The sequence below is a fragment of the Pseudocitrobacter cyperus genome (genome assembly GCF_039889165.1).
Classification (GTDB): domain Bacteria; phylum Pseudomonadota; class Gammaproteobacteria; order Enterobacterales; family Enterobacteriaceae; genus Pseudocitrobacter; species Pseudocitrobacter cyperus.
This window is the reverse complement of the sequence record NZ_JAYMYY010000004.1, coordinates 413246-427019: the sequence shown is the minus strand read 5'-3', so window position 1 is coordinate 427019 and position 13774 is coordinate 413246. Positions and strand designations below refer to the sequence as shown.

The 13774-nt window shown below is 55.1% G+C and carries 19 protein-coding genes; 17 read left to right on the top strand and 2 right to left on the bottom strand.

Features of this window, described 5'->3' with window-relative positions:
- On the top strand, positions 1–956 hold a 956-nt coding region (locus tag VSR74_RS15890), incomplete at its 5' end, for a tyrosine-type recombinase/integrase (RefSeq protein WP_347795608.1).
- A gap of 17 nt (positions 957–973) precedes the next feature.
- On the opposite strand, the gene fliE is transcribed toward VSR74_RS15890, so the two are convergent.
- A complete protein-coding gene (gene fliE / locus VSR74_RS15885; RefSeq protein WP_347795607.1) occupies positions 974–1285 on the bottom strand; it encodes a flagellar hook-basal body complex protein FliE in 312 nt (103 codons plus the stop codon).
- A gap of 213 nt (positions 1286–1498) precedes the next feature.
- Between fliE and fliF the strand changes: the two genes are divergently transcribed.
- The 14 genes from fliF to rcsA all read left to right on the top strand — a co-directional run bounded on the left by fliF (position 1499) and on the right by rcsA (position 12889).
- Entirely contained in the window at positions 1499–3160 is a 1662-nt protein-coding gene (gene fliF, locus VSR74_RS15880) for a flagellar basal-body MS-ring/collar protein FliF (protein WP_347795606.1), read from the top strand.
- The gene (fliG, locus tag VSR74_RS15875; protein ID WP_347795605.1) at positions 3153–4148 is read left to right on the top strand and encodes a flagellar motor switch protein FliG; all 996 of its coding nucleotides are present in this window, start codon (positions 3153–3155) and stop codon (positions 4146–4148) included. The genes fliF and fliG overlap by 8 nt, the downstream gene beginning before the upstream one ends.
- Positions 4141–4836, top strand: coding sequence for a flagellar assembly protein FliH (fliH, locus tag VSR74_RS15870; RefSeq protein ID WP_347795604.1), 696 nt, complete (start codon positions 4141–4143; stop codon positions 4834–4836). The genes fliG and fliH overlap by 8 nt, the downstream gene beginning before the upstream one ends.
- Entirely contained in the window at positions 4836–6206 is a 1371-nt protein-coding gene (fliI, locus tag VSR74_RS15865; RefSeq protein WP_347795603.1) for a flagellar protein export ATPase FliI, read from the top strand. Before fliH ends, fliI begins: the two co-directional genes overlap by 1 nt.
- A gap of 21 nt (positions 6207–6227) precedes the next feature.
- A complete protein-coding gene (gene fliJ, locus VSR74_RS15860) occupies positions 6228–6674 on the top strand; it encodes a flagellar export protein FliJ (protein ID WP_347795602.1) in 447 nt (148 codons plus the stop codon).
- The gene (locus VSR74_RS15855) at positions 6667–7797 is read left to right on the top strand and encodes a flagellar hook-length control protein FliK (protein WP_347795601.1); all 1131 of its coding nucleotides are present in this window, start codon (positions 6667–6669) and stop codon (positions 7795–7797) included. Before fliJ ends, VSR74_RS15855 begins: the two co-directional genes overlap by 8 nt.
- Before the next feature lie 105 nt (positions 7798–7902).
- Positions 7903–8370: a flagellar basal body-associated protein FliL gene (gene fliL, locus VSR74_RS15850; RefSeq protein ID WP_347795600.1), complete on the top strand. Its 468-nt coding sequence runs from the start codon at positions 7903–7905 to the stop codon at positions 8368–8370.
- Positions 8371–8374: 4 nt separating this feature from the next.
- On the top strand, positions 8375–9379 hold the full coding sequence (gene fliM, locus VSR74_RS15845; RefSeq protein ID WP_347795599.1) for a flagellar motor switch protein FliM: 1005 nt from the start codon (positions 8375–8377) through the stop codon (positions 9377–9379).
- Positions 9376–9789: a flagellar motor switch protein FliN gene (gene fliN, locus VSR74_RS15840; RefSeq protein ID WP_347795598.1), complete on the top strand. Its 414-nt coding sequence runs from the start codon at positions 9376–9378 to the stop codon at positions 9787–9789. The genes fliM and fliN overlap by 4 nt, the downstream gene beginning before the upstream one ends.
- Before the next feature lie 2 nt (positions 9790–9791).
- On the top strand, positions 9792–10169 hold the full coding sequence (gene fliO / locus VSR74_RS15835; protein ID WP_347795597.1) for a flagellar biosynthetic protein FliO: 378 nt from the start codon (positions 9792–9794) through the stop codon (positions 10167–10169).
- Positions 10169–10906 carry a flagellar type III secretion system pore protein FliP gene (gene fliP, locus VSR74_RS15830; protein WP_347795596.1) on the top strand — a complete coding sequence of 246 codons (738 nt, stop codon included), beginning with the start codon at positions 10169–10171 and terminating at the stop codon, positions 10904–10906. Before fliO ends, fliP begins: the two co-directional genes overlap by 1 nt.
- Before the next feature lie 12 nt (positions 10907–10918).
- Positions 10919–11188, top strand: a complete 270-nt coding sequence (gene fliQ, locus VSR74_RS15825) for a flagellar biosynthesis protein FliQ (protein WP_015963938.1) — start codon at positions 10919–10921, stop codon at positions 11186–11188.
- A gap of 5 nt (positions 11189–11193) precedes the next feature.
- Positions 11194–11988: a flagellar biosynthetic protein FliR gene (fliR, locus tag VSR74_RS15820; protein ID WP_347795595.1), complete on the top strand. Its 795-nt coding sequence runs from the start codon at positions 11194–11196 to the stop codon at positions 11986–11988.
- Positions 11989–12265: 277 nt separating this feature from the next.
- The gene (gene rcsA / locus VSR74_RS15815) at positions 12266–12889 is read left to right on the top strand and encodes a transcriptional regulator RcsA (protein ID WP_347795594.1); all 624 of its coding nucleotides are present in this window, start codon (positions 12266–12268) and stop codon (positions 12887–12889) included.
- Between the two features lie 46 nt (positions 12890–12935).
- Here the strand turns inward: rcsA and dsrB are convergent, their stop codons facing one another.
- Positions 12936–13124, bottom strand: a complete 189-nt coding sequence (dsrB, locus tag VSR74_RS15810; RefSeq protein WP_112296194.1) for a protein DsrB — start codon at positions 13122–13124, stop codon at positions 12936–12938.
- A gap of 167 nt (positions 13125–13291) precedes the next feature.
- On the opposite strand from dsrB, the gene VSR74_RS15805 reads away from it, so the two are divergent.
- Positions 13292–13501, top strand: coding sequence for a YodD family protein (locus VSR74_RS15805; RefSeq protein ID WP_347795593.1), 210 nt, complete (start codon positions 13292–13294; stop codon positions 13499–13501).
- A 95-nt stretch (positions 13502–13596) separates the two neighbouring features.
- On the top strand, positions 13597–13755 hold the full coding sequence (locus tag VSR74_RS15800; protein ID WP_347795592.1) for a hypothetical protein: 159 nt from the start codon (positions 13597–13599) through the stop codon (positions 13753–13755).
- Positions 13756–13774 lie beyond the last annotated feature (19 nt).

The window sequence follows — 13774 nt, the reverse complement described above, 5'->3', positions numbered from 1 at the left end:
GGGATACTGATGATCTGTTCGCCGGAAAAACGCTTATTCATGGGGATGTCCTCATGTGGCTTGTGAAGACATTACTAACATCGGGGTGTGTTAATCAACGGGGAGCAGGTCAAAAAGGCCGTTCTGTTCCGACAGTGAACAATTACATGAAAACGACGGCAGGCATGTTTCAGTTCGCTGCGGACAGCGGGTACATCAAGGCCAATCCGTTTGCAGGTATTTCTCTGTTGAAGAAGTCACGAAGCGAACCGGATCCACTCACCCGTGATGAGTTTGTCAGATTGATAAATGCGTGCCGGCATCAGCAACTGAAAAACATGTGGTCTCTGGCAGTGTATACCGGTGTCCGCCACGGCGAGCTTGTGTCACTGGCCTGGGAAGATATCGACCTGAAAGCGGGAACGATGATGATCCGCCGTAACCACACTCTGACGAAGGAGTTTACCCTTCCCAAGACAGAGGCCGGAACGGACCGCATCATCAACCTGATTCAGCCAGCGATTGACGTATTGCGGAATCAGGCCGAGATGACGCGACTGGGTAAGCAATATCAGGTGGAAGTCATGCTACGAGAGTTTGGGCGTTCAGAAATGCATCCATGCACTTTCGTCTTCAATCCACAGATAGCGACTCGTAATGGCCGTGCCGGGCATCATTACGCTGTGGGGTCGATTAATCAGTCATGGGAAGCTGCAATGCGACGCGCCGGGATTCGCTATCGCAAAGCATACCAGTCACGCCACACATATGCATGCTGGTCGTTAGCTGCCGGTGCCAACCCGAACTTCATAGCGAAGCAAATGGGCCACACCGACGCGCAGATGGTTTATCGTGTTTACGGATCCTGGATGGCGGAAAACAATCAGGACCAGGTACTTATTCTGAACCAGAAATTAAGTGAGTTTGCCCCATCCATGCCCCACGCTGTGGGATCGGATGTGATAAAACAATTATAATCATAAGGTTAGATAACCTACACCTGCATGCTCATCACTTCCTGATACGCACTCACCATCTTATTCCTGACCTGAATCCCCATCTGTAGCGACACGGACGATTTTTGCAGATCGGTCATAACATCATTCAGCGCCACGCCAGGTACACCCAGAGTAAATTTCTCTGCCTGCGCGCGGGCGCTGTTTTGCGTATCGCTGATGCGATCCAGGGCGGCACTCAGTTGCCCGGCAAAGCTTACGGTTGACTGAGCATCAACCTGTTGATTCCGCGCCACATCGGCTGTCATCTGTAACTGTGACAGCACGCCCTCAATCCCCTGAATCGCCATAAACCACCTCTGAAAATGTTAATTGAGCAGAGATTAGCATCTTGTCAATAAGATAAAGGCGTTAAATAGCGCCAAAAAAACGGGTTATTTGGCGCATAGAAAATCCGGAAGCACCAAATAATGGCAGCGCTGTCACTTTGTGTTCGTCGCCCGGGAGTCTGCTTTGTTTTTGTACACATTTAACGCCATCGATCAGGATTTACGAGGTGCGCAATGAGCGTGAACGCCACGACTACGCCACAAACTAAAACGCTGGAGTGGGTCAGTCGCCTGCGCGCGAATCCGAAAATCCCATTGATGGTGGCCAGTGCTGCGGCAATTGCCATCGTCGTTGCATTAGTGCTGTGGGCGAAGAGTCCCGATTATCGCACCCTGTTCAGCAATCTCTCCGACCAGGATGGCGGAGCCATCGTCACCCAGTTGACGCAAATGAACATCCCTTACCGCTTTGCCGATAACGGTGGCGCAATCGAAGTGCCGGCGGATAAAGTGCATGAACTTCGTCTGCGTCTGGCACAGCAGGGGCTGCCGAAAGGCGGCGCGGTCGGTTTTGAACTGCTCGATCAGGAGAAGTTCGGTATCAGTCAGTTCAGCGAGCAGGTGAACTACCAGCGTGCGCTGGAAGGTGAACTGTCGCGCACCATTGAAACCCTCGGCCCGGTAAAAAGCGCACGCGTTCACCTGGCGATGCCAAAACCCTCTTTATTCGTGCGTGAGCAGAAATCCCCTTCTGCTTCCGTAACCGTGAATCTTGAACCGGGTCGCGCGCTGGACGAGGGTCAGATTTCCGCCGTGGTGCATCTGGTTTCCAGTTCCGTCGCCGGGCTGCCGCCGGGAAATGTCACCCTGGTCGATCAGAGTGGGCATCTGTTAACGCAGTCCAATACCAATGCTCGCGATCTCAACGATGCGCAACTGAAATACGCCGCCGACGTGGAAAGCCGAGTTCAGCGTCGTATTGAAGCGATTCTGGGCCCGATTGTGGGTAGCAGTAACGTGCACGCCCAGGTGACCGCGCAAATTGATTTTGATAACAAAGAGCAAACGGAAGAGCAGTATCGTCCGAACGGCGATGCCAGCCAGGCAGCGCTGCGTTCGCGCCAGGTTAATGAGAGCGAGCAACTGGGCAGTCCATATCCCGGCGGCGTACCGGGCGCGCTGTCAAACTCCCCCGCGCCGACCCCAACTGCGCCAATTACCACTCCGCCAGCCAATGCCAATAGTCGCGCCACGACCACGCAAGACAGCAGCGGCCCGCGTAATACGCAGCGTAATGAAACCAGTAACTATGAAGTGGATCGCACCATTCGCCATACCAAACGCAACGTGGGTGATATTCAGCGCCTGTCTGTGGCGGTGGTCGTCAACTATCGCGCCCTGGGCAACGGCAAAAGCGAAGCGCTCTCAGCCGGACAGATGAAGCAAATTGACGATCTGACCCGTGAAGCGATGGGCTTCTCCAGCCAGCGCGGCGATACCCTCAACGTGGTGAACTCTCCGTTCACGCAGTCAGAAGAGACGGGCGGTGAACTGCCCTTCTGGCAGCAGCAGACGTTTATCGACCAGTTGCTCTCTCTGGGCCGTTGGTTGCTGGTGTTACTGGTGGCCTGGCTGCTGTGGCGCAAGGCCGTGCGGCCGCAACTGGTACGCCGTCAGCAGGAGACTCAGGCGGTTGCCGAACAGGCGCGCGTAATACAGGAAACGCAGGAGGCGGTGGAAGTCCATCTCAGCAAAGATGAGCAACTTCAGCAGCGCCGCGCCAATCAGCGCATGGGCGCAGAAGTCATGAGTCAGCGTATTCGGGAAATGTCAGATAACGATCCGCGCGTCGTCGCGCTGGTCATCCGCCAGTGGATGAATAACGATCATGAGTAAATTAAGCGGTGTAGATAAAAGCGTCATTTTACTGATGACCATCGGCGAAGACCGCGCTGCCGAAGTCTTTAAGCACCTTTCAGCGCGCGAAGTACAGCAACTGAGCACCGCGATGGCCAATGTGCGGCAGATCTCCAACAAGCAGCTTACCGAAGTGCTGGCGGAGTTTGAGCAGGAAGCCGAGCAGTACGCCGCGCTGAGCGTCAACGCCAATGAATATCTCCGTTCGGTACTGGTGAAAGCGCTGGGTGAAGAGCGTGCCGCCAGTCTGCTGGAGGATATTCTCGAAACCCGCGAAACCGCCAGCGGCATTGAAACGCTCAACTTTATGGAGCCGCAGAGCGCCGCCGATATTATTCGCGACGAACATCCGCAAATCATCGCCACCATTCTGGTGCATCTCAAACGCGCGCAGGCTGCCGATATTCTGGCGCTGTTCGACGAACGGTTGCGCCACGATGTGATGCTACGTATCGCCACCTTCGGCGGCGTGCAGCCCGCCGCGCTGGCGGAACTGACTGAAGTGCTCAATGGCCTGCTGGACGGTCAGAACCTCAAGCGCAGCAAGATGGGCGGCGTAAGAACCGCGGCCGAAATCATCAACCTGATGAAAACGCAGCAGGAAGAAGCCGTTATTACCGCCGTGCGCGAATTTGACGGCGAGCTGGCGCAGAAAATTATCGACGAGATGTTCCTGTTCGAAAATCTGGTGGACGTGGATGATCGCAGCATTCAGCGCCTGTTGCAGGAAATCGATTCCGAGTCGCTGCTTATTGCGCTTAAAGGCTCCGAACCGCCGCTACGCGAGAAATTCCTGCGTAATATGTCCCAGCGTGCCGCCGACATTCTGCGCGACGATCTGGCCAACCGTGGCCCGGTGCGGCTGTCGCAGGTGGAAAACGAGCAGAAAGCCATTCTGCTGATTGTTCGCCGTCTGGCGGAAACCGGCGAAATGGTGATCGGCAGCGGAGACGATACCTATGTCTGATACCACGCCATGGAAGATCTGGCTGCCTGACGATCTCGCCCCCCCCTTAGAGGACGAATTGCCCATTCCGGTGACAGAGAGTGAGCCGGAGGAGGTCGCCCTCTCTGAGGAAGCGCGACGTCAACAGCAACTGGCGCAGATCCAGATGCAGGCGCATGAGCAGGGTTATCAGGCTGGTATGCAGGAAGGCCGCAGCGCCGGGCAACAGCAGGGGTACCAGGAAGGCCTTGCTCAGGGACGCGAACAGGGGATGGCGCAGGCGCAACAGGAGCAGGCGCCGCAGCACGCACGCATGCAGCAACTGGTCAGCGAATTTCAGCACACGCTTGATGCCCTGGACAGCGTGATTGCCTCACGCCTGATGCAGATGGCGCTGGAAGCGGCGCGGCAAATCATCGGCGAGACCACATCGGTCGACAGTTCCGCGTTAATTAAACAGATTCAGGCGTTGCTGCAACAGGAGCCCCTGTTCAGCGGTAAACCACAGTTGCGCGTCAGCCCGGAAGATCTTCCTCGGGTCGAAGCGGTGCTGGGGGCAACATTAAGTCTCCATGGCTGGCGACTGCGCGGCGACCCGACACTGCATCCCGGCGGCTGCAAAGTCAGCGCTGACGAAGGCGATCTCGATGCAAGCGTGGCGACCCGCTGGCAGGAACTCTGCCGCCTTGCCGCTCCGGGAGCCTGCTGATGACCGCTCGTCTCACCCGTTGGCTAAACACGCTGGATAACATGGAAGCGCGCATGACCCAGCTCGCCACCGTGCGTCGCTATGGCCGCCTCACCCGCGCCACCGGCCTGCTGCTGGAGGCGACCGGGCTGCAACTACCGCTGGGCGCAACCTGTATTATTGAACGCCAGTCCGGCAGCGAGACCCAGGAAGTGGAGAGCGAAGTGGTCGGCTTCAATGGCCAGCGTCTGTTCCTGATGCCGCTGGAGGAAGTGGAAGGCATATTGCCCGGCGCTCGTGTTTATGCGCGGAATGCCTCCGGCGACGGCCTGCAAAGCGGAAAACAGCTACCGCTTGGCCTGGCGCTTTTAGGCCGCGTACTCGACGGCAGCGGCAAACCGCTGGACAGCCTTCCCGCCCCGGAAACTACGGAAACCGGCGCGCTCATTACCCCTCCCTTCAACCCACTGCAACGCACCCCGATTGAACAGATCCTCGATACCGGTGTGCGCCCTATCAATGCGCTACTCACCGTCGGCCGCGGGCAGCGTATGGGGCTGTTTGCGGGTTCCGGCGTCGGTAAAAGCGTGCTGCTGGGGATGATGGCTCGCTACACCCAGGCCGATGTGATTGTCGTCGGGCTGATTGGCGAGCGCGGACGCGAAGTGAAAGATTTTATCGAGAATATACTCGGCAGCGAAGGCCGCGCGCGCTCGGTGGTGATCGCCGCCCCCGCGGATGTATCACCGCTGTTACGTATGCAGGGCGCCGCTTACGCCACCCGCGTCGCGGAAGATTTTCGCGATCGTGGGCTGCATGTCCTGCTGATAATGGACTCCCTGACGCGTTATGCAATGGCGCAGCGTGAGATTGCGTTGGCGATTGGTGAACCCCCCGCGACGAAAGGCTATCCCCCTTCGGTATTCGCCAAATTGCCCGCGCTGGTTGAACGTGCAGGCAACGGCATTAGCGGCGGCGGCTCTATCACCGCATTTTATACGGTACTCACCGAAGGTGACGATCAGCAGGATCCGATTGCCGACTCCGCGCGCGCCATCCTCGATGGTCATATTGTCCTGTCGCGTCGCCTGGCGGAGGCGGGTCACTATCCGGCCATCGACATTGAAGCCTCTATCAGCCGCGCAATGACCGCGCTAATCAGCGAACAGCACTACGCGCGAGTGCGGAATTTTAAACAACTGCTTTCCAGCTTTCAGCGCAACCGCGATCTGGTTAACGTCGGCGCCTACGCCCGTGGCAGCGATCCCATGCTGGATAAAGCCATCACCCTGTGGCCGCAACTGGAAGCATTTCTACAGCAGGGCATTCTGGAAAAAGCTGACCTGGAGAGTTCTCTGCAGGGGCTTGAGCGAATTTTCCCTTCAACGTAATGAAGCAGGAGGCGCAGAAAAATGGCGCAACATGGTGCATTAGCCACGCTCAAAGAGCTGGCAGAAAACGACGTAGATACCGCTGCGCTGAAGCTCGGCGAGATGCGTCGCGGCTTTCAGAAGGTCGAAGAGCAGTTACAGATGCTGATGGATTACCAGCTTGAATACCAGAATAGCCTTAATAACGATATGAGCCAGGGTATTGCCAGCCTGCGCTGGCAGAACTACCAGCAGTTTATTCAGACGCTGGAGGGGGCTATTGAACAGCACCGCCAGCAACTGCTGCAATGGAATCAGAAAGTGGAACAGGCACTGACCTTCTGGCGTGAGAAAAAGCAGCGCCTTCAGGCCTGGGAAACGCTTCAGGAACGTCAGGCCAGCGCCGCCCTGCTGGCGGAAAACCGTGCCGATCAGAAAAAAATGGATGAATTTGCCCAGCGGGCAACGTTAAGGAGGGGTCATGATTAATTTACTAAACCTCCTGACTACGGACGTTGATAGCACAACCTCCGACCCGAGCGCCCCGGCCAGCGGTGAGAACAATTTTCTCGCCCTGCTGAGCGATGCCCTGGGAGCAGGCGACAGTAAAACAGGGAGTCCCCTGCCGCTATCTGCTGCGCTGAATAACGTGGCGGATGAAAAAACACCGGCAAAAACATCAATTACCGAATGGCTGCTCCGGCAGGAAGCGGTGCAGATCCCAACCGGAACGCCGGAGGAAACCCCCACTCTGCTTAGCCAGTTGGCGTCGCATCTGAAAAGCGATCTTCAGGAGGCCAGGCAGCCTGAGGAGAGCGATGAAACGCAAGCGGCTGACGCCCCCTCCGCAGCAGGCATTAGCGCATTGATGGCGATGCTGCCAGCGGCGCCCCCCCTTCAGCAAACCACCACGCCCGTTAGCGAAAACGCCACGGTATTCGCTGGTCTGTCAAACCAGAGTACGCAGAAATCAGGCGACAAGCACTCTCTTAGCCAGAATACGCTGAGCGTACAGACCCAAAATGAACTGCCCGCGGGCGCGCAATCTGCGCCACAGCTCGCCCCGCAGATGCTGAAAGTGGAGGCTGAAAGTACCCCGACCGCCGCCGCGCCGATAACTGCGCCTTCCCCGCTGGTAAGCGCGCCGACGCAAACCACGCCGCCGCTACCTGCGGCGACTATCCAGTCGCACCTCGGTTCACCAGACTGGCAGCAGAGCGTCAGCCAGCACATCACCCTGTTTACCCGCCAGGGTCAGCAGACGGCGGAGCTGCGCCTGCATCCGGAAGATCTCGGCCAGGTGCATATTTCACTCAAGCTCGATGATAACCAGGCGCAAATCCAGATGGTGTCGCCGCACAGTCACGTGCGCGCCGCGCTGGAAGCCGCGCTGCCCGTTCTTCGTGCGCAACTGGCCGATAGCGGTATTCAGCTTGGACAGAGCAGTATCAGCAGCGAGAGTTTCGCAGGCCAACAGCAACAACACTCTTCAGGGCAACAGTCCGCCTGGCGTACTACGGCTAGCGTCGATGAAGAAGAAAACACCTCTATCGCTCCCGCCACGCTGCAATCTGCTGCGCGCGGTGACGGGCGAGTGGACATTTTCGCCTGAACGCCAGAGGAAGCATGATTATCCCCGTCTTTTCCGCGCTTTGACCCGCCCGGGAGACGGGATAATCGTTCGATAAGCTGTACCGCAACAGGAAGACCGCATCAGATGACCGACACCGCTATCACCAAAAACCGCAAGCGCGCGATATGGCTGCCGCTGCTGCTGCTCGTTACGCTCGCCGCCCTTGCCATTGCCGGGTACAGCTACTGGCGTATGCAGCAAAACAGGACGCACGAGACTAAAGCAGAAGCTCCCCCACCCGCTGCACCGGTGTTTTTCGCGCTGGATACCTTTACGGTGAACCTCGGTGACGCGGATCGCGTGCTCTATCTCGGTATTACGCTGCGCCTGAAGGATGAAGCCACGCGCGCCCGTCTGAATGAATACCTGCCGGAAGTACGCAGCCGTTTGCTGCTGTTGCTGTCTCGCCAGGATGCCAGCCAACTGGCGACAGATGCCGGCAAACAGAAACTCGCCGCCGCCATTAAAGAGACGTTGAGTACACCGCTGATTGCCGGTCATCCAAAGCAGGACGTCACCGACGTTCTCTATACAGCTTTTATTTTGCGGTAATCCCATGGGCGATAGCATTCTTTCACAAGCCGAAATCGACGCCCTGCTAAACGGCGATAGCGATAACAGCAACGAACCGCAGGTGGGCGTGACGGGCGAAAACGATATTCGTCCCTATGACCCGAATACCCAGCGCCGCGTGGTGCGCGAACGTTTACAGGCGCTGGAGATCATCAACGAGCGTTTCGCGCGCCAGTTCCGCATGGGGTTATTCAACCTGCTGCGCCGCAGCCCGGATATTACCGTCGGGGCAATTAAAATTCAGCCCTATCATGAATTTGCGCGCAACCTGCCGGTGCCGACCAACCTGAACCTGATCCACCTGAAACCGCTGCGCGGTACCGGGCTGTTCGTCTTCTCCCCGGGTCTGGTGTTTATTGCCGTCGACAACCTGTTTGGCGGCGACGGGCGTTTCCCGACCAAAGTGGAAGGCCGCGAGTTTACTCATACGGAACAGCGCGTTATCAACCGAATGTTGAAGTTAGCGCTGGAAGGCTACAGCGACGCGTGGAAGGCGATTAACCCGCTCGAAGTGGAGTACGTCCGCTCCGAAATGCAGGTGAAATTTACCAACATCACCACGTCGCCAAACGACATCGTGGTCAATACGCCGTTTCACGTCGAAATTGGCAACCTGACCGGCGAGTTCAATATCTGCCTGCCATTCAGCATGATTGAACCGCTGCGGGAATTGCTGGTTAATCCGCCACTGGAGAACTCGCGCCATGAGGATCAGAACTGGCGCGAAAATCTGGTGCGCCAGGTGCAACATTCAGAACTGGAACTGGTTGCCAGTTTTGCCGATATCTCCCTGCGCCTGTCGCAGATCCTGAAACTGAAACCCGGCGATGTGCTGCCGATTGAAAAGCCCGATCGCATTATCGCTCATGTCGATGGCGTGCCGGTGCTCACCAGTCAGTACGGCACCGTGAAGGGTCAGTATGCGTTACGCGTCGAACACCTGATTAACCCGATTTTAAATTCGCTGAATGAGGAACAGCCCAAATGAGTGATATGAATAATCCGTCCGACGACAACAATGGCGCAATGGACGATCTGTGGGCTGAAGCGTTGAATGAGCAACAAGCTACCGGCAATAAAAGCGCGGCGGATGCCGTGTTCCAGCAGCTTGGCGGCGGCGATGTCAGCGGGACATTACAGGATATCGATTTGATTATGGATATCCCGGTTAAGCTGACCGTTGAACTGGGCCGCACCCGGATGACCATAAAAGAATTACTGCGTCTGACACAGGGTTCCGTCGTGGCGCTGGATGGTTTAGCGGGCGAACCCCTCGACATTCTGATTAACGGCTACCTGATTGCCCAGGGCGAAGTGGTGGTAGTGGCGGATAAATATGGTGTGCGGATCACCGATATCATTACGCCCTCCGAGCGTATGCGGCGCCTGAGTCGTTAACCATGAAAAGCCCAACCCACGCCACCGTTGCACACGCCTCTGCGCCCGATGCCTCGCCGTTAATCCAGGTGAGCGGCGCGCTGCTGGGAATAATCGTACTGATCCTCGCCGGTGCGTGGCTGGTCAAGCGTCTTGGCATTAGCGGCGCAAATACACGCGGTATACAGGGGCTGAAGGTGAGCGCCAGCGCCTCTCTTGGCCCGCGCGAACGCGTAGTGGTGGTTAACGTAGAAGATGCGCGGCTGGTGCTGGGTGTCACGGCCAATCAGGTCACGTTACTGCATACGCTACCTCCCGCATCGCCGGAGCCTGCCCCAACCTCTTCCCCCGACTTTTCATCACTGATGAAAAACGTTTTACAGCGTCCCCGGAGATCCTGATGCGCCGTTTTCTCCCTGTTCTGTTTGCCGCGCTGTGGTTGCTCTCTCCGGCGGCGTTCGCCCAGTTACCGGGGCTGGTGAGCCAGCCGCTGCCAGGCGGGGGCCAGAGCTGGTCTTTGCCGGTACAGACGCTGGTGTTTATCACCTCGCTGACCTTCATTCCCGCCATCCTGCTGATGATGACCAGCTTCACCCGCATCATCATCGTTTTTGGCCTGCTGCGTAACGCCCTCGGTACCCCTTCCGCCCCACCAAACCAGGTGTTGCTGGGGCTGGCGCTGTTTTTGACCTTTTTTATCATGTCGCCGGTTATCGATAAAATTTACACCGAGGCGTATCAGCCTTTCAGTGAGGATAAAATCTCATTACAGGAAGCAATGGATAAAGGCTCGCAGCCGCTGCGAGAATTTATGCTGCGCCAGACGCGAGAAGCCGATCTGGCGCTGTTTGCCCGCCTGGCGAACAGCGCGCCATTAGAGGGGCCGGAAGCGGTACCGCTGCGCATTTTGCTGCCCGCCTACGTAACCAGTGAACTCAAAACGGCATTCCAGATTGGTTTCACCATTTTCATCCCGTTCCTGATTATTGACCTGGTGATCGCAAGCGTACTGATGGCGTTGGGGATGATGATGGTGCCGCCTGCCACCATCGCGCTGCCATTTAAGCTGATGCTGTTCGTACTGGTCGACGGCTGGCAACTGCTGGTCGGTTCGCTGGCGCAGAGTTTTTACAGTTAACAGGAGCATGCCATGACACCAGAATCGGTGATGATGATGGGCACCGAGGCGATGAAAGTCGCCCTGGCGCTGGCCGCCCCGCTGCTGTTGGTCGCGTTGATAACCGGCCTTGTGATCAGTATTTTGCAGGCGGCGACGCAAATTAACGAAATGACCCTGTCATTCATCCCCAAAATTATTGCCGTGTTTATTGCTATTGTTATCGCCGGGCCGTGGATGCTCAACCTCCTGCTGGATTATGTCCGCACCCTGTTCAATAACATCCCTTACATCATCGGCTAACCACGATGATTAACATCACCAGCGACCAGTGGATCCACTGGCTAAGTCTCTACTTCTGGCCGCTGCTGCGCGTACTGGCGCTGATTTCGACAGCCCCCATATTAAGCGAGCGAACCGTGCCCAAACGGGTCAAACTCGGGCTGGGGCTGGTGATCACGGTGGTTATCGCACCCTCAATACCCGTGCCGGATGTCCCGCTATTTTCACCCGATGCGCTGTGGCTGGCGCTGCAACAGATTCTGATCGGCATCGCTCTCGGCTTTACCATGCAGTTCGCCTTCGCCGCCGTGCGAACCGCCGGGGAGATCATCGGTCTGCAAATGGGGCTATCGTTCGCGACCTTTGTCGACCCGGGCAGTAACCTGAACATGCCGGTGCTGGCGCGCATTATGGATATGCTCGCGATGCTGCTTTTTCTCGTTTTTAATGGCCATTTATGGCTCATTTCGCTGCTGGTCGATACATTTCACACCCTCCCCATTGGCGGCGAGCCGATTAACAGCAATGCGTTTCTGGCGCTCTCCCGCGCCGGAGGGCTTATCTTTCTCAACGGCCTGATGCTGGCGTTACCGGTCATTACACTGCTGCTCACGGTTAACCTTGCATTAGGTATGCTTAATCGTATGGCACCACAGTTATCCGTATTCGTGATTGGCTTTCCGGTCACATTAACTGTAGGGATATTATTAATGGCGGCGTTAATGCCATTGATTGCACCTTTTTGTGAACATTTATTTAGCGAAATATTCGATCTTTTAGCCGATATTATCAGCGAGTTACCGCAACTCAACTCTCGATAATTCCCTCTCCGTTATTGTAAGGAAATTCCTAAAATAAATTATCTAAAACATCAACCAGGATATATCTGGCGCGGATTATTTGTTTTTACCCTCCTCACATAACATAACATTTACTTTACTTTGAGATGATTCCTGGCAAATTATACGTAACTTTACGGGATAGTTGAGGCCGCCTGATCGTCTTCACCCTGCTCTTTGATTTATTAATTTAGCCAGACAGTTATGGAGCGCTCAGGCATGGGGTTAATTATCGTTACGCATTGAGTGAGGGTATGCCATGTCAACGATTATTATGGATCTATGCAGTTACACCCGGCTAGGATTGACAGGGTACTTGACGAGTCGAGGGGTTAAGAAGCGCGATATTGATAACGTTAGCGACGTCGACGGATTAGCAGCTTTGTGTACAGCCCGCCGCCCGTCTGTGGTGTTCATTAATGAAGACTGTTTTATCCATGATTCGCAAAGCAGTCAGCACATCAAACAAATCATTAATCAACACCCCAGGACGCTGTTTATCGTTTTTATGGCGATTGCAAATATCCATTTTGATGAATATTTACTGGTTAGGAGTAATCTGTTAATTAGCTCCAAGTCGATCAAACCAGAAACGTTAGATGATATTTTAGGGAATTATCTGAAAAAAGAAACTGACAACGTAAAACAGATCAACATGTCAACTTTGTCATTAAGTCGCACGGAATCGAGCATGTTACGGATGTGGATGTCGGGACAGGGAACGATTCAGATATCCGACCAGATGAATATTAAGGCCAAAACGGTATCGTCACATAAGGGTAATATCAAGAGGAAAATTAAAACGCATAATAAGCAGGTGATCTATCATGTTGTGCGTTTAGCAGAGAATGTTACCTCCGGTATTTACGTGAATATGCGTTAATGTCGGCTTACTGGCGGATAATACCGCCAGTCAATTCAACCACGCGTTAATCAACTTTCTCTACAAAAATGCCGTCCGGGTGGCCGTTTTCATTAAAAAACCAGATGCCGAGCGGATAATCTTCCAGCGAGACCAGATACATCGTTCCTTCACTAAACTGCTCAATCGCCAGCACGACGCCCGATCGGCGTGGGCCGCCATCCGTTTTGACCGTAACACGATCATTCACCTGCATATGTACACTCCTCAACGTTTTAGCCCAGTGTAGAACAAAACTTCCCCGCTGACAGCGCCTTACTGCATAACTGCTGCTTTCTTCACCAGCCACCATGTCGCTCATAAAATAAGCACATTAATAAATGGCAGATATACTTATTATTGCACGGGCTGTAAGAGGTAGTGATGATGAACAATGCCAAAGCGACCAATGGTGTCAATGTTGATGCGCTGCTTGCGGCGATCAATGAGATCAGCGAAAGCGAAATCCACCGCACCGCGGATGACCCCTACCATGTGAGTGTGGATGGCCGCGAATACCATACCTGGCGTGAGCTGGCAGAAGCGTTTGAGCTGGATATTCACGATTTTAGCGTGACGGAAAGCAATCGCTGACGGGTAGGATAAAAAAATCCCGACGCTTGAGGAGTCGGGATCAAACTTGCATCTGCAAGAAGTCATCGAAAATTCGTTACACCAGGAAATCTGATGTGGGTAAAACATTATCCGCGTTTATATCTTATGACAAGATTTATTCACTGCGCCAATTAATCCTTTCACAAACAATGCTTTTGCAGTGGGCACCTGATACAGCGGGTGACGCGGGTTGCCGTCAGTTTTATCTCAAATATGCCCTGACGAAAATTTGAGACTTTTCTTAACGAAGAG

What these genes read in the sequence shown, in the direction of transcription:
- fliE (WP_347795607.1), bottom strand. Translation starts at nt 1,285, where the DNA reads ATGGCGATTCAGGGGATTGAGGGCGTGCTGTCACAGTTACAGATGACA.
- fliF (WP_347795606.1), top strand. Translation starts at nt 1,499, where the DNA reads ATGAGCGTGAACGCCACGACTACGCCACAAACTAAAACGCTGGAGTGG.
- fliG (WP_347795605.1), top strand. Translation starts at nt 3,153, where the DNA reads ATGAGTAAATTAAGCGGTGTAGATAAAAGCGTCATTTTACTGATGACC.
- fliH (WP_347795604.1), top strand. Translation starts at nt 4,141, where the DNA reads ATGTCTGATACCACGCCATGGAAGATCTGGCTGCCTGACGATCTCGCC.
- fliI (WP_347795603.1), top strand. Translation starts at nt 4,836, where the DNA reads ATGACCGCTCGTCTCACCCGTTGGCTAAACACGCTGGATAACATGGAA.
- fliJ (WP_347795602.1), top strand. Translation starts at nt 6,228, where the DNA reads ATGGCGCAACATGGTGCATTAGCCACGCTCAAAGAGCTGGCAGAAAAC.
- VSR74_RS15855 (WP_347795601.1), top strand. Translation starts at nt 6,667, where the DNA reads ATGATTAATTTACTAAACCTCCTGACTACGGACGTTGATAGCACAACC.
- fliL (WP_347795600.1), top strand. Translation starts at nt 7,903, where the DNA reads ATGACCGACACCGCTATCACCAAAAACCGCAAGCGCGCGATATGGCTG.
- fliM (WP_347795599.1), top strand. Translation starts at nt 8,375, where the DNA reads ATGGGCGATAGCATTCTTTCACAAGCCGAAATCGACGCCCTGCTAAAC.
- fliN (WP_347795598.1), top strand. Translation starts at nt 9,376, where the DNA reads ATGAGTGATATGAATAATCCGTCCGACGACAACAATGGCGCAATGGAC.
- fliO (WP_347795597.1), top strand. Translation starts at nt 9,792, where the DNA reads ATGAAAAGCCCAACCCACGCCACCGTTGCACACGCCTCTGCGCCCGAT.
- fliP (WP_347795596.1), top strand. Translation starts at nt 10,169, where the DNA reads ATGCGCCGTTTTCTCCCTGTTCTGTTTGCCGCGCTGTGGTTGCTCTCT.
- fliQ (WP_015963938.1), top strand. Translation starts at nt 10,919, where the DNA reads ATGACACCAGAATCGGTGATGATGATGGGCACCGAGGCGATGAAAGTC.
- fliR (WP_347795595.1), top strand. Translation starts at nt 11,194, where the DNA reads ATGATTAACATCACCAGCGACCAGTGGATCCACTGGCTAAGTCTCTAC.
- rcsA (WP_347795594.1), top strand. Translation starts at nt 12,266, where the DNA reads ATGTCAACGATTATTATGGATCTATGCAGTTACACCCGGCTAGGATTG.
- dsrB (WP_112296194.1), bottom strand. Translation starts at nt 13,124, where the DNA reads ATGCAGGTGAATGATCGTGTTACGGTCAAAACGGATGGCGGCCCACGC.
- VSR74_RS15805 (WP_347795593.1), top strand. Translation starts at nt 13,292, where the DNA reads ATGATGAACAATGCCAAAGCGACCAATGGTGTCAATGTTGATGCGCTG.